This window comes from Acinetobacter pseudolwoffii (assembly GCF_002803605.1).
Taxonomy (GTDB): Bacteria; Pseudomonadota; Gammaproteobacteria; order Pseudomonadales; family Moraxellaceae; genus Acinetobacter; species Acinetobacter pseudolwoffii.
This window is the reverse complement of record NZ_PHRG01000001.1, coordinates 655347-677842: the sequence shown is the minus strand read 5'-3', so window position 1 is coordinate 677842 and position 22496 is coordinate 655347. Positions and strand designations below refer to the sequence as shown.

General features: G+C 44.2%; 21 protein-coding genes. 16 read left to right on the top strand and 5 right to left on the bottom strand.

From position 1 onward, the window contains the following. Positions 1-2: 2 nt before the first annotated feature. From CWI32_RS03130 to CWI32_RS03120, 3 genes are all read right to left on the bottom strand, one after another. The gene (locus tag CWI32_RS03130) at positions 3-536 is read right to left on the bottom strand and encodes an LPS-assembly lipoprotein LptE (protein WP_100534609.1); all 534 of its coding nucleotides are present in this window, start codon (positions 534-536) and stop codon (positions 3-5) included. A gap of 274 nt (positions 537-810) precedes the next feature. Next, positions 811-3432 carry a leucine--tRNA ligase gene (leuS, locus tag CWI32_RS03125; protein WP_100534608.1) on the bottom strand — a complete coding sequence of 874 codons (2622 nt, stop codon included), beginning with the start codon at positions 3430-3432 and terminating at the stop codon, positions 811-813. Positions 3433-3554: 122 nt separating this feature from the next. Beyond that, entirely contained in the window at positions 3555-3908 is a 354-nt protein-coding gene (locus CWI32_RS03120; RefSeq protein ID WP_100534607.1) for a DUF4124 domain-containing protein, read from the bottom strand. Positions 3909-4596: 688 nt separating this feature from the next. Here CWI32_RS03120 and CWI32_RS03115 point away from each other — a divergent pair. From CWI32_RS03115 to der, 15 genes are all read left to right on the top strand, one after another. Next, positions 4597-6324, top strand: a complete 1728-nt coding sequence (locus CWI32_RS03115) for an acetolactate synthase 3 large subunit (RefSeq protein ID WP_100534606.1) — start codon at positions 4597-4599, stop codon at positions 6322-6324. Continuing rightward, complete coding sequence (ilvN, locus tag CWI32_RS03110; protein ID WP_004278369.1) at positions 6321-6812, top strand: acetolactate synthase small subunit; 492 nt, start codon at positions 6321-6323, stop codon at positions 6810-6812. Before CWI32_RS03115 ends, ilvN begins: the two co-directional genes overlap by 4 nt. A gap of 103 nt (positions 6813-6915) precedes the next feature. Beyond that, entirely contained in the window at positions 6916-7932 is a 1017-nt protein-coding gene (ilvC, locus tag CWI32_RS03105; RefSeq protein WP_005172704.1) for a ketol-acid reductoisomerase, read from the top strand. A gap of 652 nt (positions 7933-8584) precedes the next feature. Then, entirely contained in the window at positions 8585-9856 is a 1272-nt protein-coding gene (locus CWI32_RS03100) for a glycosyltransferase family 4 protein (RefSeq protein ID WP_100357514.1), read from the top strand. 30 nt (positions 9857-9886) lie between these two features. Beyond that, positions 9887-10438 (top strand): phosphatase PAP2 family protein, encoded by a 552-nt coding sequence (locus CWI32_RS03095; protein ID WP_005095663.1) that lies wholly within the window; start codon positions 9887-9889, stop codon positions 10436-10438. Between the two features lie 87 nt (positions 10439-10525). Beyond that, positions 10526-10726: a Fe-S cluster assembly protein IscX gene (gene iscX, locus CWI32_RS03090; RefSeq protein WP_005172695.1), complete on the top strand. Its 201-nt coding sequence runs from the start codon at positions 10526-10528 to the stop codon at positions 10724-10726. A gap of 110 nt (positions 10727-10836) precedes the next feature. Then, on the top strand, positions 10837-11268 hold the full coding sequence (gene ndk, locus CWI32_RS03085) for a nucleoside-diphosphate kinase (RefSeq protein WP_004647460.1): 432 nt from the start codon (positions 10837-10839) through the stop codon (positions 11266-11268). A gap of 122 nt (positions 11269-11390) precedes the next feature. Further along, positions 11391-12626 (top strand): dual-specificity RNA methyltransferase RlmN, encoded by a 1236-nt coding sequence (gene rlmN / locus CWI32_RS03080; protein ID WP_100534605.1) that lies wholly within the window; start codon positions 11391-11393, stop codon positions 12624-12626. A gap of 14 nt (positions 12627-12640) precedes the next feature. Continuing rightward, entirely contained in the window at positions 12641-13441 is an 801-nt protein-coding gene (pilW, locus tag CWI32_RS03075; protein ID WP_005172689.1) for a type IV pilus biogenesis/stability protein PilW, read from the top strand. Then, positions 13432-14223 carry a helix-turn-helix domain-containing protein gene (locus CWI32_RS03070; protein ID WP_074384029.1) on the top strand — a complete coding sequence of 264 codons (792 nt, stop codon included), beginning with the start codon at positions 13432-13434 and terminating at the stop codon, positions 14221-14223. The genes pilW and CWI32_RS03070 overlap by 10 nt, the downstream gene beginning before the upstream one ends. Positions 14224-14246: 23 nt before the next feature. Further along, the gene (gene ispG / locus CWI32_RS03065) at positions 14247-15368 is read left to right on the top strand and encodes a flavodoxin-dependent (E)-4-hydroxy-3-methylbut-2-enyl-diphosphate synthase (RefSeq protein WP_100534604.1); all 1122 of its coding nucleotides are present in this window, start codon (positions 14247-14249) and stop codon (positions 15366-15368) included. 3 nt (positions 15369-15371) lie between these two features. Next, positions 15372-16667, top strand: a complete 1296-nt coding sequence (hisS, locus tag CWI32_RS03060) for a histidine--tRNA ligase (RefSeq protein WP_005095678.1) — start codon at positions 15372-15374, stop codon at positions 16665-16667. 30 nt (positions 16668-16697) lie between these two features. Further along, a complete protein-coding gene (locus CWI32_RS03055) occupies positions 16698-17393 on the top strand; it encodes a YfgM family protein (RefSeq protein ID WP_005095680.1) in 696 nt (231 codons plus the stop codon). Continuing rightward, positions 17390-18538 carry an outer membrane protein assembly factor BamB gene (bamB, locus tag CWI32_RS03050; protein WP_005095682.1) on the top strand — a complete coding sequence of 383 codons (1149 nt, stop codon included), beginning with the start codon at positions 17390-17392 and terminating at the stop codon, positions 18536-18538. Before CWI32_RS03055 ends, bamB begins: the two co-directional genes overlap by 4 nt. 171 nt (positions 18539-18709) lie before the next feature. Continuing rightward, positions 18710-20119 (top strand): ribosome biogenesis GTPase Der, encoded by a 1410-nt coding sequence (gene der, locus CWI32_RS03045; RefSeq protein WP_005095683.1) that lies wholly within the window; start codon positions 18710-18712, stop codon positions 20117-20119. 59 nt (positions 20120-20178) lie between these two features. On the opposite strand, the gene CWI32_RS03040 is transcribed toward der, so the two are convergent. Continuing rightward, the gene (locus tag CWI32_RS03040; RefSeq protein ID WP_005095685.1) at positions 20179-20748 is read right to left on the bottom strand and encodes a hypothetical protein; all 570 of its coding nucleotides are present in this window, start codon (positions 20746-20748) and stop codon (positions 20179-20181) included. A 325-nt stretch (positions 20749-21073) separates the two neighbouring features. Here CWI32_RS03040 and CWI32_RS03035 point away from each other — a divergent pair, with 325 nt between their 5' ends. Next, positions 21074-21667, top strand: coding sequence for a 4'-phosphopantetheinyl transferase family protein (locus tag CWI32_RS03035; RefSeq protein WP_370982283.1), 594 nt, complete (start codon positions 21074-21076; stop codon positions 21665-21667). Positions 21668-21689: 22 nt separating this feature from the next. Here CWI32_RS03035 and CWI32_RS03030 read toward each other — a convergent pair whose 3' ends face one another. Continuing rightward, positions 21690-22460 carry an SDR family oxidoreductase gene (locus CWI32_RS03030; protein WP_100534603.1) on the bottom strand — a complete coding sequence of 257 codons (771 nt, stop codon included), beginning with the start codon at positions 22458-22460 and terminating at the stop codon, positions 21690-21692. Positions 22461-22496 lie beyond the last annotated feature (36 nt).

The following is a 22496-nucleotide window of genomic DNA, read 5'->3' as shown; positions in this document are numbered from 1 at the left end:
TCTTATTGAGCAGGTTGCGCTGGGGTATTTTGTTTGGCCAAGGGTAGGCGGTTCGATGAAATCTGACGCGCGATCTGCTGTGCCACATCATCAATAATCACCTGATTGAGAAACTTTTGTTCCTGGTCATCAGTGTTGACTGTTTCAATGTCATATTGATAAGTACGCGTTGCCACCACAGTGCGTGGTTTAGTGATCGGATTGCCTTGCGCATCTTCAATGCGGAAGGTTACATTTAAACGCAGCAAGGTTTCTACCAGCTTGCCGTTTAATTCTAAGCGGCGCGGCGTGTAATCGAGAACACGTAAAACATAAGCTTCTGGTGCATTACTGAGTTGTACGCCCGCAGCACCTAAATAAACCGCCAGCTTTTCTTGTAATTCTTCAGTATTGGGGGGTAAAGAAAGGCTCATAACAGAATAGGCCACAGGTGCCGAGCTTGGGTTGGTGCCTTTCAAATGGAAGCCACAACCGACTAAGCCTGCACTTAGACCACAAGTTAAAACAATTGCTGCTAAACGTTTGCCTAAATGCATGAGTATCCTCTTTTTCCCTCAGGGAAATATTTGAAATCCTGAACCGGATTGTAAAGTCAAAGCCCGCTGGCTGGCAACGGGCTTTGTGTTTTTTAAGCCTCCCTTTGGCAAAGGGAAGTTTGGAGGGATTATTTCTTAAAGTCCTTCTCCTGAGTGAGGTTTTAAAGCAGCGCTTTTAAAACTGAACGCAAGTGAGGGTTAGGGAGAGGTGAATTATTCGCCCTCATCCCCTTGCAGAATTGTTTAAAGCAGTGCTTAAACAATTCCTCAGGATTTAAACCACCAAATTCACCAATTTATTCGGTACCACAATTTCTTTCTTGGTTGGACCAGTCAGGAATTGTTGAACTTCAGGCAATGCTTTGGCTTGAGCCAAGATGTCATCTTTAGAAGCATCTACAGATACTTCAAGCTTGCCACGAAGTTTACCGTTGACTTGAACCACGATGGTTTGCGTATTACGTGTCAGCGCAGATTCATCTACTGCAGGGAATAAAGTTGAATTCAATTCAATCCCAAATTCAGCCAATAAAGTCTGGCTTAAATGCGGTGCAAATGGTGCAAGTAAAGTTAATAGCGTTGTAATCGACTCACGTGCAACAGCAACGTCATTGTCATCTCGGGCTTCAAACTTGTTGTTCGCGTTTAGAAGTTCCATCAATGCAGCAATTGCAGTGTTAAATGCATGACGACGTTCGATGTCATCACCGACTTTTTGGATGGTTTCATGAGTTTTACGACGTAGGTCTTGTGCAGCCGTAGACAGTGCCGCTTTGTCGATGTTTGATGCACCGTTACCTTTTTCAAGGAAGCCTGTTGCTAAACGCCATACACGTTTCAGGAAGCGGTTTGCACCCTCAACACCGGCGTCAGACCATTCTAGTGATTGATCTGGTGGAGCTGCAAACATCATGAACACACGTGCCGTATCTGCGCCGTACTGGTCAATAATTGATTGCGGGTCGATACCGTTATTTTTCGATTTCGACATTTTTTCCTGACCACCAACAATTACGTCCTGACCATCACCTTGGTATTTCGCAGACAGAATACGCCCTTTTTCATCACGTTCGAGGTCGATATCTGCAGGGTTAAACCAGGTTTTCTTGCCTGATTCAGCTTCACGGTAATAAGTATCTGCCAAAACCATACCTTGAGTTAACAGGTTGGTAAATGGTTCATTACCTTGTACTACACCTTCATCACGCATCAATTTGTGGAAGAAGCGTGCATAAAGTAAGTGCAGAATCGCGTGTTCAACACCACCGATGTATTGATTTACTGGAAGCCATGTTTGAGCAGCTTCAGGTTTAACTAAACCATTAGTAAAATCAGGAGATGCATAACGTGCATAGTACCAAGATGACTCTACAAAGGTATCCAGCGTATCTGTTTCACGACGCGCATCACCACCACAGCTTGGGCAAGTGGTTTGATAAAACTCAGGCATCTTGTTCAATGGATTACCTGAACCGTCTGGAACCACGTCAGTCGGAAGTACAACAGGAAGTTGCTCTTCAGGCACCGGCACTTGACCACATGATGGACAGTTAATCATTGGAATTGGACAACCCCAATAACGCTGACGGGAAACACCCCAGTCACGTAAACGGAATTGAACTTTAGAGCTTGCCAGACCTGTTGCTTCTAGTTTAGCTAGGAATGCATCGTATGCACCCTGAAAATCTAGACCATCAAACTCGCCTGAATTCACTAGTTTGCCTTCTTTCGAACCGTACCATTCTTGCCATTCTGTTGCAGAAAAGTCGCTATCGTCAGCGCCTTTGGCATCAATGACTTGTTTGATGCTTAAGCCATATTTATTGGCAAATTCGAAGTCACGCTCATCGTGTGAAGGCACCGCCATCACCGCACCTGAACCGTAAGACATCAACACATAGTTGGCGATCCAGACCGGAACTTCTTCACCAGTCACAGGATGCTTAACAGACAGGCCTGTTGCCATACCTTTCTTCTCGGCAGTCGCAAGATCCGCTTCAGCAACTGAACCCATACGACATTCTTCAATGAATGCAGCCAATTCTGGGTTTGTTTCAGCCGCTTTCAGCGCCATCGGGTGTTCTGCTGCAACTGCAACATAGGTCACGCCCATCAAGGTATCGGCACGGGTAGTGAATACCGTTAAACCGTCTGCATAGATTTCTGGATTTGCTGAAGGGAAGGTGATGTCCATCCCTTGTGAGCGGCCAATCCAGTTACGCTGCATGGTCAGGACCTGTTGTGGCCAGCCATCTTTAAGCGTGTCTAGGTCGTCAAGTAACTCTTGCGCATAATCGGTAATGCGGAAGTAGTACATTGGAATATCACGTTTTTCTACCAATGCACCTGAACGCCAGCCGCGACCATTTTCAACCTGTTCGTTGGCAAGCACAGTCTGATCAACTGGATCCCAGTTCACGGTTGAAAGCTTACGGTAGATCAGACCTTTTTTATAAAGCTGAACAAATAACCATTGTTCCCAGCGATAGTATTCTGGGGTACAGGTCGCAAATTCGCGATCCCAATCGACAGCTAGACCAAGTTTTTTCAACTGGTCACGCATGTAGGCAATATTTTCAAAAGTCCATTTTGCCGGAGCCACCTGGTGGGCAATCGCTGCGTTTTCAGCAGGCAGACCAAACGCATCCCAACCCATCGGTTGCAGGACAGTTTCACCCTTTAAACGGTGGAAACGGCTGATCACGTCACCAATGGTATAGTTACGCACATGACCCATATGCAGCTTGCCACTTGGGTAGGGGAACATCGAGAGAATATAACGACGTGGACCTTCTACTTTGTCGGCAACTTTAAAGGCTTTGCGAGATTCCCAATCCTGTTGGACTTGAGGCTCAATCGCACTGGCTTGATATTCGGAATCAATGTGAGTAGTCATAAACGTATCAGTGAATTACGGTGAAAAAGTCTGTTGCACAGCATAGCGCAAAATGCACCTAAAAGTGAATTTTGCGCCGGCATTTCCCGAAGAAAAAACACGCTGTTCTATATAGAGGTGTCTTATAAAGCAACTGCACGATTTTTAGATTGCTGCAAGGCTTCGTTGGCTTCACGTTGTTGCTGGTCCTGATTCGCAGGAACTTGAGGGGCTTGTTGCTGTTGTTCTTGAGGTGTGTTCTCGGTTTGAACTTCAGTTTCAGCTGTTCTTGGAGATGCCGGTGCTGAATTTTTCCAGCCATAAGTATCCACTGTGGTGGCTTTTTTCGCAGATTTCGGGGGCGGTGTTTTCGTATAGTGCGTGGTGCCCTTGGCATCGACCCATTTATAATACTGGATTGCTGAAGCACTGCTGCTACAGGTGCCCAGAGAAATTGCACAACTCAGACTTAAGGCAGTTAAAAAAGATATTTTCATTGTTTTTGAGCCTCTGTGTTCTAGCCATAAAATACTACAAAACATTGTAGTGATTTTCACAGTAAAAATAATGAATTTTTTATCCGCTCTATTCATGATTAAGGGTCGAACAGCTTCTGCATCTCGTTTGTAGAAGTGGTGAGCGAATTTTCAGACACAAAATTTATTGATAAACAACTTCACTGGATTTATTAAAAATTCATTCATTTTTTTTATATAAGACATACTAAAAATTTATAAAATTAAATATATAAGTTTATGAATTTTATTGGATTAAATATTATTAGATTAATTCTTTATTACTGTCCTTGCTCTAGATTGCTGTTAAAAACAGCAAATCAGGTATTTTAAAGCGCATATTGCCTGTTTTTTAAACTTGACTTTAAAGCCTGAAAACACAAGAATGCTGCAATAGTTTTATATGCCTTAATCGATCACCCTTCGACTAAGTGTCATTTCATGCAGTGGGCGATTTCTCTAGCCGAGAAATTGAACAAAGCTAAGCAAAATATGTTTATCCCAACATGTTTTAGGTCTTGTATTGCTCGAACAGCCAAGAGATCAGATTTTTTTCCTATTGCTATGAAAACTATGAAATTTGTGTGCTATAACAGTGCAGACAGTTAACAAATGAAACACTGCAAATGCCTCCCATTTGTGCAGTGTCATAATATTAGGGTGAATCACGTTGGAACTTCTATCTGGTGGTGAAATGCTTGTTCGCGCATTAGCGGACGAAGGCGTTGAACATGTTTTTGGATATCCAGGCGGCGCAGTTCTTCATATTTATGATGCGCTATTTCAACAAGACAAAATCAATCATTACCTCGTACGTCACGAACAAGCTGCCGGTCACATGGCGGATGCTTACTCACGCGTCACAGGTAAGACCGGTGTGGTGCTGGTGACCTCAGGTCCGGGTGCAACCAATACGGTAACGCCAATTGCAACGGCCTATATGGACTCAATCCCGATGGTGATTTTGTCAGGTCAGGTTGCGAGTCATCTGATTGGTGAAGATGCATTCCAGGAAACCGATATGGTCGGCATTTCACGTCCAATCGTGAAGCATAGTTTCCAGGTGCGTCATGCCAGCGAAATTCCTGCAATCATCAAAAAAGCATTCTATATCGCGTCATCTGGTCGTCCAGGCCCTGTCGTAATTGATATTCCTAAAGATGCGACCAATCCTGCAGAAAAATTTGCTTACGAATACCCGGAAAAAGTGAAGATGCGTTCGTATCAGCCACCGTTTCGTGGTCACTCAGGTCAAATTCGTAAAGCGATTGAAGAATTAGTCAATGCTAAGCGCCCAGTAATTTATTCGGGTGGTGGTGTGGTTCAAGGCAATGCATCTGCACAATTGACAGAGCTTGCGCATCTATTGGGCTATCCGGTAACCAATACCTTAATGGGCTTGGGCGCATTCCCGGGTGATGATGAACAGTTCATCGGTATGCTCGGTATGCACGGTACTTATGAAGCCAACATGACCATGCACAATGCAGATGTGATTCTGTGTGTAGGCGCGCGCTTCGATGACCGTGTCACCAACAATCCGGCAAAATTCTGTCCGAATGCCAAAGTGATTCATATTGACATCGACCCGGCGACGATTTCAAAAACCATTATGGCGCACATTCCAATTGTCGGTGCGGTAGAGCCGGTATTGACTGAAATGTTGAACCAGTTGAAACAGCTCAATGTTTCCAAGCCAAATCCTGAAGTGATTGCGGCATGGTGGTCTCAGATTAATGAATGGCGCAAAGTGCATGGCGGTCGTTATGCAGCAGGTGTTGATGGTGTGATGAAGCCACAACAAGTGGTTCAGGTATTGGATAAAGTGACCAATGGCGAAGCGATCATTACTTCGGACGTAGGCCAGCATCAAATGTTTGGTGCGATGTATTACAAATACAAGCGTCCGCGTCAATGGATCAACTCAGGTGGCCTAGGCACTATGGGTGTAGGTCTGCCATATGCGATGGCGGCGAAGCTTGCCTTCCCGGAACAGCAGGTGGTGTGTATTACTGGTGAAGCATCGATTCAGATGTGTATCCAGGAACTTTCGACCTGTAAGCAATATGGCCTGAACGTCAAAATCCTGTGCCTGAATAACCAGTCTTTAGGGATGGTGAAACAGTGGCAAGATATGAACTATGAAGGACGTCATTCAAGTTCTTACGTGGATTCATTGCCTGATTTTGCCAAATTGATGGAAGCTTATGGTCATGTAGGCATTCAGATTGACCATGCCGATGAGCTTGAATCCAAGCTTGAAGAAGCGATGGAAATTAATGACAAATGCGTATTTATTAACGTAATGGTTGACAAAACCGAACACGTATATCCGATGTTGGTCGCAGGTCAATCGATGCAGGATATGTGGTTGGCAAAAGGGGAGCGCACGGAATGAGACATATTATCTCTGTACTCGTAGAGAACGAATCAGGCGCACTTTCCCGTTTAGTCGGCTTGTTCTCACAGCGTGGCTATAACATCGAAACATTAAACGTTGCGCCAACTGAAGATCCAACACTTTCTCGTTTGACTTTGACCACTTATGGCGATGATCACAAGATTGAGCAAATCACCAAGCAACTCAACAAGCTTGTTGAAGTGGTGAAAGTGGTTGACCTGTCTGAAGGTGCGCACATTGAGCGTGAACTGATGCTGATCAAAGTCAAAGCATTGGGTTCATCTCGCGACGAAATTAAGCGTACCGCAGATATTTTCCGTGGTCAGATTGTCGATGTAACGCCGACAACCTATACCATTCAAATTGCAGGTACGACTGAAAAAGTTGATGCATTTATTGATGCACTTGCAGAACACACCATTTTAGAAGTGGTTCGTTCAGGTGTTTCAGGTATCGCGCGCGGCGAAAAAGTTTTAACCATCTAATTTAAATATTTCCTCATCCTAATAAGAAGGGGGTATCAGGCAATGTAAATACAAGGGTCATTGCCTGATTTAACGGACAAACAAGCATTAAGCGGAGACAGCAATGCAAATTTTTTACGATAAAGACACTGACTTATCTATCATCCAATCTAAGAAAGTAGCGATCATTGGTTACGGTTCACAAGGTCACGCGCATGCGCTTAACCTGAAAGATTCTGGCGTTGATGTCACTGTAGGTTTACGTGCGAACTCTACTTCTTGGAAAAAAGCTGAAAATTCAGGTCTTAAAGTTGCTGAAGTTGCTGCTGCTGTAGCGCAAGCGGATGTAGTCATGATCTTGACGCCTGACGAATTCCAATCTCAACTTTATCGTGACGAGATTGAGCCAAACATCAAGCAAGGTGCTACTTTAGCGTTTGCTCACGGTTTCTCGATTCTTTACAACCAAGTTGTTCCACGTGCTGACCTTGACGTAATCATGGTTGCGCCTAAAGCACCTGGTCACACAGTACGTTCTGAATACCAGCGTGGTTCAGGTGTTCCTGACCTAATCGCAATTCACCAGGATGCGTCTGGTAACGCGCGTAACGTTGCACTTTCTTATGCTTCAGGCGTAGGTGGCGGCCGTACTGGTATTATCGAAACTTCATTCCGTGAAGAAACTGAAACTGACCTTTTTGGTGAGCAAGCAGTTCTTTGTGGTGGTGCAGTTGAGCTGGTTAAAATGGGCTTCGAAACTTTGGTTGAAGCTGGTTATGCGCCTGAAATGGCGTACTTCGAATGTCTACACGAACTTAAATTGATCGTTGACTTGATGTTCGAAGGCGGTATCGCGGACATGAACTACTCTGTATCGAACAATGCGGAATATGGTGAATATGTAACGGGTACTGAAGTAATTAACGAGCAGTCTCGTGAAGCGATGCGTAATGCGCTTAAACGTATTCAGTCTGGTGAATACGCGAAGATGTTCATTCAAGAAGGTGCGTTGAACTACCCATCTATGACTGCTCGTCGTCGTCAAAACGCTGCTCACGGTATCGAAGTAACGGGTAACAAACTTCGCGCGATGATGCCTTGGATTCAAGCGAATAAGATTGTAGATAAAGAAAAGAACTAAGTTACGTGCCTCAAGAAAAGTAAAGCCATGCTTTAATTTTCTTTCGTACCTTGGATTCAAGCAAACAAAATCGTAGACAAAGAAAAGAACTAAGTTCTAATGTCTAAGTCAAAAAGCCCCTGTTTTTAACAGGGGCTTTTTGTGTGTGATAATGATGTTAGTATTAACGTTAAGTGCCTCAAGAAGAATAAAGCAGTGCTTTATTTTTTTCGTACCGTGGATTCAAGTAAACAAAATCGTTGATAAGGAAAAGAATTAATACTCCTTTTGGTTGAATTTTATGCTATAAAGGCCTCGTTATTATGGGGTTTTTTATTGGAAAATGCATGAAAGTTAAATGCTTAGGATTTGAGATTAGTACAGAAAAGAATCTAATAAATATTAATGATTTTATTGAGAGCAATTTAGTTTTTTGAGATAAAAGATATTTTTAAGCGTGATGTATTTATTGATTGTAATGACCCTAATTACTACAAAGGATTAATTCTAACTATTAAAGATCAAAAAGCTTTTACAGCCAAAATGATATTCAATTCAGAAGGCTTATTTTGGGTTGCATAGCACCCATTATTAAGTTTTTGCTACTTCATCAAACAGTCACACAGAACACCTATGCTTTGCTTAAAACATAAATAAGTAAGATAGGTGCGACATGAATCAGCCCTACAGCCAAGCCTTAACAAAACAACAAGCACTCCTTGATGGCTTTCAATTTGACTTAAAACAGCAACGTCTGAAAAGTCCTCAAAAATCATCTGCGCTTGCAGATTTGGTACGCCCCCGCTTAAAAATTGCCATAGTGACCGAAACATGGCCACCTGAAATTAATGGGGTAGCAAATTCATTGTTACAACTCTGCAAAGGGCTGAAAAAACAGGGGCATAAAATTTTATTGATTCGACCCGAGCAAAAAGGCATCTGTGCTGAATTTCAACCCTATCGGGAATGTTTGGTTAAAGCACAGCGTATTCCCAAATATTCAGGCTTACAGTTCGGTTGGCCGCAGTTTCTAAAGGTTCGCCATGCGGTAGAAGCCTTTGCACCCGATGTAGTGCATATCGTCACAGAAGGCCCATTAGGGCTTGCCGCGCAGCAAACTGCAAGATTCCTTGAAATTCCTGTATCGAGCGGTTTTCATTCACCATTTCAGGAATTTAGCCGTTTCTTTGATTTGGCATTTTTGGTTAAACCTATTCAGCATTATCTCAAATGGTTTCATAATCATACCGCAATTACCTGTGTACCGAGTCGTGAGACTGCCGAAGCACTCCGCAAATTTGGAGTGACGTGTCCACTGGTTGTGGTGGGACGAGGGGTAGATACACAAGCCTTTTCACCTAAATGGCGTTCTGATTCCCTACGCCAGAGCTGGGGAGCTTCCAAAGAGACCCGTGTCATGTTGTATGTCGGGCGTTTATCGCCTGAAAAAGAAATACCAGTGGTGATTCAGGCATATTTCACATTGCGTCATATGCATTGTCAGGATGTGCGTCTGGTGGTGGTCGGAGATGGTCCAGACCGACAGCGCTTAGAGCAGTTGAATCATGATGCTTCGATTGTGTTTACCGGGAGTTTGCGTGGTCAACAGCTTGCTGAAGCCTATGCCAGTGCCGATGTGTTTTGCTTTGCGAGTCAGGTTGAAACCTTTGGCAATGTGGTATTGGAGGCGATGGCCAGTGGACTACCGGTTATTGCTTATGATTATGCTTGTGCACATCTACATGTACAACACGACCGAACAGGCTGGCTCAGCTCACTGGGTCTGCAAGAAGATTTAACAGCCAATATCTTAAAGTTACCAGATTATCACACACTTAGAAGAATGGGTGTGTATGCTTCACACTGTGCACAGAAGGTCGGATGGCAACATCCTGTAGAGCAGTTTGAACAGGTTCTGTACTCAATCACAAGGCAAAATAAATGACCTAATTAAAACAAGAGCGGGAGCAACATGATGAAAATCCACAATGCCAAACTCAAATTTTTAGAAATAGATTTAAAAGGCTGTGTCTACCTCAATCATCTCTCCCACTCAAATCGAATCGCTGCTTTTTTTAAAATCATTAGCCGTTTGGGGGATGGCGTGTTTTGGTATGTGATGTGTTTTGCTGCATGGGGACTTCGTGGCTTGGAGTATGGGCTACAGATGCTCTATATCATTTTGGGCGGAACGTTCGGTACGCTGATTTATAAAATTCTCAAAACAAAAACTGTACGTCCAAGACCTTATCAGGTGCATCAGGTGATTCGACTGGGTGAGCGGCCGCTGGATCATTTTAGTTTTCCGTCTGGACATACCTTGCATGCGGTAATGGCAACCACGGTCTTGGGTTATGTTGCACCGCTATTATTGCTGTTGATGCTCCCTTTTACGCTGCTGGTGGCTTTATCGCGCATGATTCTGGGGTTGCATTATCCAAGTGATGTCGCAGTTGGGGCAATGATCGGAGGTATGATGGCCGTGGTCATTGTGCTGAGCGCACCTTATCTCAATATTATGTTGTAAAAATAAGTGAAAACTGAGGCGAAAGCTCGCAGATTTTTATAAATTTGCTAAAGTACAGCATTAAAGCAAATATGGTGAGAAATAGAGATGGGTTTACGTTGGACTGATACCCTCGATATCGCGATTGAACTCTACGAAGCGCATCCAGATGTGGATCCGCAGTGGATTCGTTTTACTGATTTACACGCCTGGGTATGTGCCTTGCCTGAGTTTGCAGATGACCCGACTAAATCCACAGAAGGTCTGCTGGAAGCGATTCAAATGGCATGGATTGACGAAGCGCGTTAAGTGCCCGATTGAAAAAAGCATATTTTTACAGTGTAAAAGCAGAAAAGTGCGCATTATCTCGGTATAATGCGCCAAATTTTCATGTCAACAATTGACTTAAGGAGCCTATCATGGCTATCGAACGTACTTTATCTATCGTAAAACCAGACGCAGTTGCTAAAAACCACATCGGCGACATCTTTGCTCGTTTCGAGAAAGCTGGTCTTCAAATCGTTGCAACTAAAATGAAACACTTGACTCAAGCTGAAGCTGAAGGCTTCTACGCTGAGCACAAAGAACGTGGTTTCTTTGCTGACCTCGTTGCTTTCATGACTTCTGGTCCAGTGGTTGTTTCAGTTCTTGAAGGCGAAAACGCTGTTCTTGCTCACCGTGATATCCTTGGCGCGACGAATCCTAAAGAAGCTGCTCCTGGTACAATCCGTGCAGATTTCGCTGTAAGCATCGACGAAAATGCTGCTCACGGTTCTGATTCTGTAGCATCAGCTGACCGTGAAGTTAACTACTTCTTCGCTCAAACTGAGATTGCTCCACGTACTCGTTAATTCGCAGTATTCAAACCAGATAAGTGTTATTATACTTATCTGGTTTTTTTATTCTTTGAATAATTCTTTGCTCACATATTGAGCTTCTCCTTTGATCTTTAGACATGGTTTAGGTAATACACATGAGTACTGAAGTCGTCGCTGTATCTGCAGTTTCAGCTGCACAGCAACCATCTCCGTCCACTCCCACACAGCAGAATGCTGTGGAAAAAGTGAACCTACTCGGCATGTCTCGTCCGCAAATGGAGAAATTCTTTGAGGATATGGGGGAGAAGAAGTTTCGTGCCGGGCAGGTAATGAAATGGATTCACCAATTTTTCGTGACTGATTTTGCCGAGATGACCAATATTTCAGGCAAATTACGTGAAAAATTGGAAAAAATTGCTGAAATTAAAGCGCCCGAAGTGGTGCATAAAAATTATTCTAAAGACGGTACCCGGAAATGGGTCTTCCGTGTCGGTGATGGTGACGGCTCACTCGTCGAAACTGTGTTGATTCCTGCTGAACATCGTAGTGGCCTACGTCGTACCTTGTGTATTTCGTCTCAAGTGGGCTGCGCACTGGACTGTTCATTCTGTTCAACCGGTAAACAGGGTTTTCAGCGCGATTTAGATCAGTCAGAAATCATTGGTCAGTTGTGGGTGGCGAACTATTCCTATATGGAAGATGTGCCTGTGGCAGATCGTGAACGTTCAGTCACGAATGTGGTCATGATGGGCATGGGCGAACCACTGCTTAACTACGATGCCGTACTCAATTCAATGCGCATTATGCTGGACGACTTTGCTTATGGCATGTCGAAACGTCGCGTGACCTTATCGACATCAGGTGTGGTGCCGAAAATTGATCAAATGGTCAAAGACATTGATGTGGCACTGGCCATTTCATTGCACGCACCAAATGACGAACTGCGTAATGAACTGGTGCCAATCAACAAGAAATATCCGTTAGAACAACTGATTGCAGCGTGTCAGCGTTATATCGCCAAAGATGGTAATGAAAGTTCACGTAAACACGTCACCATTGAATATGTGATGCTGGATGGTGTGAATGATCATCCTGAACATGCACAGCAAATGATTAAGCTGCTGAAGAACTTGCCTAGCAAGATTAATTTGATTCCATTCAACCCTTTCCCGCACGCGCCTTATGGGCGTTCAAGCCGTAACCGCATTATTTCTTTCCAAAAAACTTTGTCTGATGCCGGTTTTGTGTGTACGATTCGTCAGACACGCGGTGATGATATTGATGCGGCGTGTGGACAGCTTGTAGGTCAAGTGGCTGATCGTACCCGTCGTGCGGAACAGTGGAAAAAGAAAATTGCGCAGTCAAATGAGATTATGCGTTCACAAGGATAATAAGAGGTCGCCAGTTGAGAAATCTAACATCTAAAATTGCTTTGATTTCAACAGTATGTGTGTCTTTAGCTTTGGTTGCATGTCAAACGCCAGATTTAGGTCAGAAAGATCCTGAAAAAGCCACCAAAGTCCGTACCCAATTGGCGGCAGAATATTTAAGAACAGGTGACCTAGATGCAGCCAAACGTGCGCTGGATCAGGCACTCGAAACGACTCCGCGTGATTCGCAAGCGAATATGATGATGGGCGTGCTATTGCAACAGGAAGGTAGTCAGCTCAATCTTGAGAAAGCAGATGCTTATTTCAAGCGTGCAATTTCGGCAGATCCGAAAAATGCACAGGCACGCAACAACTATGGCACGTATTTATATCAGCTAGAACGCTATAATGATGCGATCGAGCAGTTTAACATTGCCGGTGCAACTTTAGGTTATGATCAGCGTTTCCGTGCGCTGGAAAATATGGGACGTATTTACCTGAAAATGGGCGATGTGGTGAATGCTGAAAAATCATTCAAACAGGCGCTTCAGGCGAATCGCGATTCATATATATCAATGTTAGAGTTGTCAGAAATTTTTTATTTAAACCAGCAGTTCCCGGCAGCGACACAACTGTATCAACAGTTTGCGCGTGGTGTGGGACAGAAAAATCAGGGTGCCCGTGCGCTCTGGGTTGGCATTCGCACTGCGCGTGCCAGTGGTGATCAGTTGGGGATGCAGGTATTGGTGAACCAGTTACGTGCATTGTTTCCTGAAAGCCAGGAATACCAACGTTATTTGCAATTACAGTACAGTACTGAGGCCGTATGGAAGTAAATCCTAATTCACCTTCGAATCATTCGAGCGTAGCTCCAAATGCGTTAGGAAATATTCAACGTCCGGGCGAGTACTTGCGCCAGATTCGTCTCAATCAGCAACGTGATCTGGAAAATGTGGCCAAAGAGCTGAATATTCCGGTCAAAACCCTGACTGCACTTGAGCAGGATGAATATAAGTCTTTGCCTGAGGCGACTTTTATCAAAGGCTATTACCGGATCTATGCCAAACTTTTGGGTGTAGATGCGTCGACTATTATTCAGCGTTTTGATGAAATTTATACCAATGATACGGGTTTGTTGCCCAATCATGCGCTGAATAATTCCCCCATCAAAATTATGGGGAAATTGCCAGGTTCCAAGCGTGACCGTAACCGTAAATGGTTAAAGCGCATTTTTATTACGCTGGTCTTGCTGCTAATTTTGGGCGCACTGTTTGCCATGATTCAAAACTGGTCGAGCAGTAATTCGCAAAATAGCAGTGAAGTTTCTGGAGTCGGTGCTTCCAATATCGAGATTCTGAATCTGGATGCAGGCGCCGCACTGTCTGGCGACCAGCTAAAACTCGATTTTAACCGTCCGACCTCTGTGCATATCGTCGATTCAGCCGGTAACGTTTTAGCGACTGGCCGTCAGGCATCGAGTTTGCAACTCAATGGTGAAGCACCATTCCAGATTCGTCTTGATGATGCGGCAGCTGTATCACTCAGCCTGAATAATGAAAATATTTCATTGTCACCTTATACCGTAAACGGAAAAGCAGAATTCCGTTTGTCACCTTAACAGATCAAGAGTAGAGCAAAACCATGATCGTAAATCCAATTAAACGTCGTCCAACACGTAAAATTCGTGTCGGTTCAGTTTATGTGGGTGGTGATGCACCAATCAGTATCCAGTCTATGACCAATACTGAAACCTGTGATGTGGCAGCCACGGTTGCACAGATCCAGCGCTGTGTCGATGCCGGTGCAGACATCATGCGGGTTTCTGTGCCTACGATGGAAGCGGCGGCAGCATTTGGTGAAATTCGTAAGCAGGTGAATGTGCCTTTGGTGGCCGATATTCACTTCGACTATAAAATTGCTTTGGCAGTTGCGGACTTCGGTGCAGACTGTTTGCGGATTAACCCGGGCAATATCGGCTCAGAAGCAAAGATTCGTGAAGTGGTGGCAGCAGCACGTCATAATGATATTTCAATGCGGATCGGTGTCAATGCCGGTTCACTCGAAAAAGACATTCAAAAGAAATATGGCGAGCCGACAGGCGCAGCATTGCTTGAATCTGCGATGCGTCATATCGACATTTTAGACCGTCTGGATTTTCAGGAATTTAAAATTTCAGTTAAAGCATCCAATGTGTTCCTGACCATGGATGCGTACCGTTTGCTGTCACAGCAAATTGATAATCCGCTGCATTTGGGTGTAACCGAAGCCGGTATTTACCGTACAGGTTCGATTAAATCTGCAATCGCTCTGGGTGGTTTGCTGATGGAAGGCATTGGCGATACCATGCGTATTTCGCTTGCTGCCGAGCCTGAAGAAGAAATTAAAATCGGTTTTGATATTCTAAAATCGCTGGGTCTGCGTTCCAACGGCATTAACTTCATTGCCTGCCCAAGCTGTTCACGTCAGGAATTTAATGTGATTTCAGTGATGCAACAACTGGAAGAGCGTCTGGAAGATATCCGTACCCCGATGGATGTCTCGGTGATTGGCTGTAAAGTAAATGGGCCGGGCGAGGCTAAAGAAGCCGATATCGGTGTCGTAGGTGCAGCGCCACGTTCACTGGTGTATCGTAATGGTGAAAAGAGCCATCTAATTGATACCAATCAACTGGTTGATGAGATCGAAAATATGGTTCGTCAACGTGTTACCGAGCTTGAAGAAGCTAAATCTAAAGAAATTATTCGTACAAGTTTTTCTGAGTAGATCATGAGTTCAATCGTCGCAATCAAAGGTTTTAATGACATTCTCCCAACGCAAAGCCCAGCTTGGAGACGTCTTGAACAACATCTGTCGGGTTTGATGGATGCTTATGGCTATCAACAAATCCGTTTGCCTATCGTTGAACAGACCAATCTGTTCAAACGTTCGATCGGTGATGCCACCGATATCGTTGAAAAAGAAATGTATACCTTTCTGGACAAAGGTAATCCGCCTGAGTCTCTGACACTACGCCCTGAAGGAACTGCAGGCTGTGTACGTGCCATGCTGGAGCATAATCTGCTTCGTGGTGCAACTCCTCGCGTCTGGTATATCGGGCCAATGTTCCGTTATGAAAAACCACAGAAAGGCCGTTACCGTCAGTTCCACCAGTTTGGTGTAGAAACCTTTGGTGTGGCGACTCCGGACATGGATGCAGAGCTGATTTTGATGACTGCACGTCTGTGGAAACGTATGGGCGTAGCGGACAAGGTTCAACTTGAATTAAATACTTTAGGCGAATCGGATGAACGTGCAGCCTATCGTGCAGCCTTGGTTGAATTTTTAGAGTCACATAAAGCCGATCTGGACGAAGATTCTCAGCGCCGTCTGACCACAAATCCACTGCGTATTCTGGATTCTAAAGATGCCAAAACCCAAAGCATCCTAGAAAATGCACCGAAACTGCATGACTTTATGGGTGAAGAAACTCTGGCGCATTTTGCCCAGTTACAACAGTACCTGACTGATGCCGGCGTGAGTTTTGTGATCAACCAAAAACTGGTACGTGGCTTAGACTACTACAACAAAACTGTGTTTGAATGGACCACAACACATTTAGGTTCACAAGGAACCGTGTGTGCCGGTGGCCGTTATGACGGTCTTGTTGGTCAATTGAAGGGCAAGCCTGATCAGTCTGTACCTGCGGTTGGTTTTGCCATGGGTATCGAACGTTTATTGCTTCTGCTTGAACAGGTTGAAGACAATACACCAACGCGTGATTGTGAGGTATTCCTGGTGGCTGAACCGGCTTCTCAAGGTCAAGCCTTGGTCATTGCTGAACAGATCCGTGATCAGCTTGAAGCAGCGGGGAGTCAGGTGCGTTTGAAAGTGGGCTCTCAAGGTTCAATGAAGTCGCAAATGAAAAAGGCCGATCAGGCCGGTGCTTTGTTTGCTGCGATTTTAGGTGAGCGTGAACTTGAAGCGCAGACTTTTACGGTGAAAGAACTGGCAACCGCAGAGCAATCGAATGTGCCATTTACGGACTTCGTTGCATTTTTTAGTGCTAAAATTTCTTTAAAATAATCGATAAAACATCAGGAAAAGGGTAGTCTCATGAGCGCAGTGGGTGATGAACAGTTTGAAAGCTTAAAATCCTTTACGAAGAAATATGGTTCTTCGATCATTACAGGGATTTTGATTGCGCTGATTGCCTTTTTTGGATGGGAATATTGGCAGAAGAAAAACCTGGCAGAGTCGCAAATGCACACTGCCAAGGTTCAGCAGTTGATGGATGATGCACAGGCGACGCAGGGCGATGCCTTTGCCAAGCTGTCTGAAACTGCGGACAAAATTGTCAAAGAAGCACCAGATTCAGCTCAGGCCATTCAGACTCAGCTGGTCATGGCGAAACTGGCCTATGACAAAGAAGATTATGCTGCGGCTGAGAAAGCGCTACAAAAAGTTGAAAACTCGACACTAGACGATAAAGGTCTGGTTCAGGTGGTCAAACTTCGTCTGGCTTATGCGCAACTGGCACAGAAAAAATATGATGCTGCATTGAAAACTTTAGAAGCAGTGACTGAACCTGCGTTTAAAGCAACTGCCGATGAAGCACGTGGCGATATCTATGTTGCCAAAAATGATATTGAAAATGCGAAAAAAGTATATCAAAGTGCATGGGATGCCTTGATTGAACGTAAAGAAGAACGTCAGATTTTACAAATTAAGCTCGAAAGCGTAGGCGTGTTGGTCGATGATCCAGAAATCGAACGCCCAATTATAGAAACACAAGCGGAAGAAGCTGCATGAATAGAAAATACAAAATTACCTGTGCCTTGACTGTTTTAACGCTTGCACTGGCTGGCTGTGCAGGTAAAACAAATAAAGTTCCAGAAGTAAAACCGAACCCACTTCCAAAACTGACCCAAGCCAAAACACTGGTTCCTGTATTTTCCACCAGTGTATCTGCGACAGATGCTGCCGATCCATTGCGTTTACGTCTGGATGCAGACAATGGTGTGGTTTTTGCGATTGATCCAAAAGGTGAGGTGTCTGCATTTAAGGGCAAACAGCGTCTTTGGCAGAAAAAAGTCAGCAAAGATAATCTAAGTTCTGGTGTTGAAGCGGCCGAGGGTCTGGTTGTTGTGGGTAGCCAGAAGGGCCAACTGTTTGCACTCGATCAGCAAACCGGTGAGCAAAAATGGACTGCACAATTGACGGGTGCTTTACTGGCGCCTTCACTGATTCATGCAGGTCGTGTGATTAGTGTGAGCAATGACGGTATGGTCTATGCGCATGAAGTGGCAAGCGGTGCACAAGTTTGGACTTATAACCTGCCTAATGTACAATTCAGCCTGCGTGGTATGGCGGCTCCTGTGCCATTAGATGCGCGTAATGTGCTGATTGCATCTTCAAATGCGTATATTTATGCACTGGATGCCTTAAGTGGCGTACCAAAGTTACAGCGTCGTGTCGCCGTGTCGGATGGCCGTTCTGATATTCAGCGTCTGGTCGATATCGACGGTGAGCCGGTCGTTGCAGGTCAGTTTGTGGTGACGACCAGTTATCAAGGTCAGGTGACTGTACTGGACTTGGCTTCACAGCAAGTCATCTGGAGTGAAGATGCCAGCAGCATCCAGCGTCCAGAAGTTGTCGGAAATGGCGTATTCGTGGCGCAAACTGATGGCAAAATTAAAGCTTTTGAGATTAGCTCGGGTCAACCGCTTTGGGAAAATGATCAATTGCTGAATCGTCAGCTCAGTAATCCAGTGATGTTAGGCACGGATTTGGTGGTCGGTGATCTGGATGGTGTGTTGCACCTGATTGACCCGCGTACCGGACAAATTACTGGTCGTTCGAAAACCTCCGGTGAAGTGCGTAACTTACGCGTGATCGACAACCAGCTTTATGTTTCTACACGCAAGGGCGCATTAAGCATTTGGCAGAACCGTTAATTTTAACGAGCCTTATGTTAAACTAGCCGCAACCGTATTTTTGTGAACGCGGGGTGATTGAAAAATCAATGCCCCGTGTTTTTATTTAGGGTATTTTTCCCCTTATATCTTCCTATACTTTCTGATGTTCAGGCCACTTTGACTGCCTGATTATTGAATAAAGGTTACTCTATGAAACCCGTAATTGCGCTCATTGGTCGTCCGAACGTCGGAAAATCAACTCTGTTCAATCAGATTACCAAGAGCCGTGACGCATTGGTGGCAGACTTTGCTGGTCTGACACGCGACCGTAAATATGGCGATGCAACCTATCAAAATAAATCTTTCATTGTGGTTGATACCGGTGGTATTGGTGAAAATGAAGGCGGTATTGACTCGTACATGGCAGAGCAATCTAAAACTGCCATTCATGAAGCCGATATTATCATTTTTGTGGTCGATGCGCGTGCTGGACTACTGGCTTCCGATGAGCAGATTGCACGTGAACTGCGTACTTTAGGCAAAAAGGTCTTTCTGGCGGCCAATAAAGTCGATGGCGTACATGCTGAAGCTGCCCTGGTTGAGTTCTACAAACTGGGCATGGGCGAGCCGCTACAAGTCGCTGCCAGCCATGGTCGTGGTGTTCAGCAAATGCTGGAAGACGTGCTTGCCGATGTACCGGAAGATGAAAACCCGGAAGAGCATGATAAAAACACTGGTCTGCGTTTAGCGATTATTGGTCGTCCAAACGTGGGTAAATCTACGCTGGTGAACCGTTTGCTCGGCGAAGAGCGTGTGGTGGCATTTGACCAGCCGGGTACAACACGTGACTCGATTTATATTCCATTCGAGCGTGATGGCCGTCAATATACCCTGATTGATACTGCAGGGGTGCGTCGTAAAGGTAAAGTGGATGAAATGATTGAGAAATTCTCGATTGTTAAAACTTTACAGGCGATGAAAGATGCCAACGTGATTGTGGTTGTGGTCGATGCACGTGATGGTATCGTTGAGCAAGATTTGCATCTGATTGGCTATGCGCTTGAAGCGGGTCGTGCCATGGTCATTGCTGTCAACAAATGGGATAACATGACTGAATATGATCGCAAGCAATGTAAGCTCGATGTAGAGCGTCGCTTCGATTTCATTCCATGGGCAAAAGTGCATTTGATTTCTGCATTGCATGGAACGGGGGTGGGTGAGCTTTATCCTTCGATTCACCGGGCCTATGATTCATCTCGTTTGAAAGTATCACCGGCAAAAATCACCCAGATTTTAAATGATGCAACAGATGCCCACCAACCACCTATGGTTCAGGGGCGTCGTATTAAAATGCGTTATGCGCATATGGGTGGACAAAATCCACCAACCATCGTGATCCATGGTAACAAGGTCGATAAAACCCCTGCAGATTACCGTCGTTACTTGGAAAACGTGTTCCGTAAAGTATACAAGCTGGAAGGTACGCCGATTAAAATCGAGTTTAAAACCTCTGAAAACCCGTTTGAAGGGCGTAAGACGGTGATGGATGAGCGTATTGCAGCGCGTAAACGTCGTTATGTACAGAAGTTCAAGAAAGCCGAGAAGAAATTTAAGCGTTAATTTTTTGTGTTAAGTTTTCGATAAAAAGCCTGCTGATGCAGGCTTTTTATCGGCTACATTTAGATAGTGCATTTTTTTGCTTTTTGATAAATACGGATATTTTCAAGATTAGCTAAAGCAACATCTGCATCGGCTTGAGAAGCGGCTAAATTATTTTGATTATTATTGCCAGAAAAGGCATTCGTAATTTCACTTGCACGTGCAACTGTTTGTGATTGACCTGCAAAAGCAGACAATGCACCACTTGCAATACCAGCTAATTTTGAAACAGGATTATTGGCTTGAGCATTTGCCTGGTTTTGTGCATTTTGACTGGCTTCTAGAGTGCGTTCAAAGCTGCGTGCTTCTACAGCTAAATCAGTACAATCTAAACCTTTTAAGTATGCGGTTGAGTAGACGCTATTATTCTGCTGTGAAGCATTATTATAGTTAAAAGCATATGTGCGGTCTGCTCGTGCCACAGCAGCATTCGCCTGTGCACGGCTACGCTCCATATTAGCTTCGGCCTGATCCATAATCGCGCCATTTTTTGCTCCCATCACCGCTGTTGCAGCTTCTAACCAAGAGGCGGCCTGTATTGAAAATGATGATACTGCAAGAGTAGTGCTGAGTATGATTTGTTTAAACATGTGACCCTCTGTTTTTGTATGTGTGAAATTGTAATTGAATTGTAACTAATGTTTGTATAAATTTTAAATGACATTTAATAACAGTATTTTAATTTTAATTTTAATTTTAATTTTAATTTTTTAAATAATTTTAATAAGCATTGATTTTTGTGTGGGAGATTAACAGATGCTTGAACAATACTTAGGATTAGATAATGCGACGTCAGATACAGCTATCTAGGAAATTTTATGTTAGAAATAAGCTTTGTAATAAGCCTGTAGGCATTTAATATTGAAACGAAATATCAATATTCATTGGACTCCTCTAGAGCCTTTATTGGCAAATTTGATCCAAAATAATCGTAAAGACTATATTCAACAGCGTAAAAATATTATTTATGCCCATCGTAACCAATTGCTTTCAGATCAACTTAATTATCTTATCCAGTCTTCAGATTTTAGCATTACTGAATTCGGCAAACCCTATCTCCACACTCATCCAGACTTCAACTTTAACCATAGCCATAGTCAAAATTTCTATGCTCTGGCAACGAGCAATAATGTCCAAAATTTGGGAATTGATATTGAAGAGCTGAGCCGTAAGGTTCGATTTGAAGCCATGGCACAACATGCCTTTCATCCTGAAGAGCTTAAACAGTGGCAGGCACTGGACTATGATTCCGAATACTGGTTTAAGGTCTGGACCACCAAGGAAGCTGTATTAAAGGCCTCAGGACTGGGCATACGCATCAACCTGAATGAGTTAAATACCCAGATTCATCCAGATCAGAATGGTGGAAGATGTGAACATCCAGAGATCGGCGTCTATGCCTATCAAAATTATAATATGGCAGGATGTATGCTCACCGTGGCCTGGCAAAGTGAGCATTCATGCAAGGGTTTCAGATTTCCGCTAATCCAGATTCACCAATCTGTTTAAAGCAGCAGAGTAGAAATAGACTCTATTGTCTGGCAATCAACAGGTTGCTGATTCGGTTCACAAACTGTGGACTCATACGTGATAGATGAAATAAAAATTTACTTTTTAATCCAACCGGATGGTGCGTAGCGTGCCAGATAGAGTCTTTAAGCTGTACCAGTTTCAGAATATCTTGTGCGACATCCTCTGCTTTCAAATGTACGCCCATTTTTTTAATACTTTCTGCCTGCATATCTTTCACCATGGCTGTACCGACGAAAAGTGGCATCACATCAAGCACCCGAATCCCATAGGGTTGCCATTCAATATCCAGACTTTCAGTCAGACCGCGCACGGCAAATTTACTGGTCGCATAAGAGGCTAAATCGGCCTGTCCATAAATGGCGGATGCCGAAGATAAATTAATGACACGAGCAAATGAAGATTCTTTTAAATAAGAGAAAGTGGCATGACAACCATTGAGGAGGCCTTTAACATTAATATCCAGCGTGCGATGATGCGCTACAATTGTGGTGTCTTCAAAAGGCCCTGAATATAAAATTCCGGCATTATTTACCAGAATGTTGATTTCACCGGCCCAGGCTGAAAACTCCGCCAAAGCTGTTTCCCAGGAAGCATAGTCTGCCACATCCAGAAAGCCTGCTTTGGCATGTTCGCCCAGTTGCTGGGCCAGCTGTTCGGCCTGTACCACATTGATATCATAAATACCGACTTTATAGCCGTGCTGGTAAAATAGCATGGCTGTCGCTGCGCCAATTCCTTGTGCTGCCCCACTAATCAATATACTGTGCATGTGCTTGATCTCCTTATTGTCTTTTTTTCTTGAGCA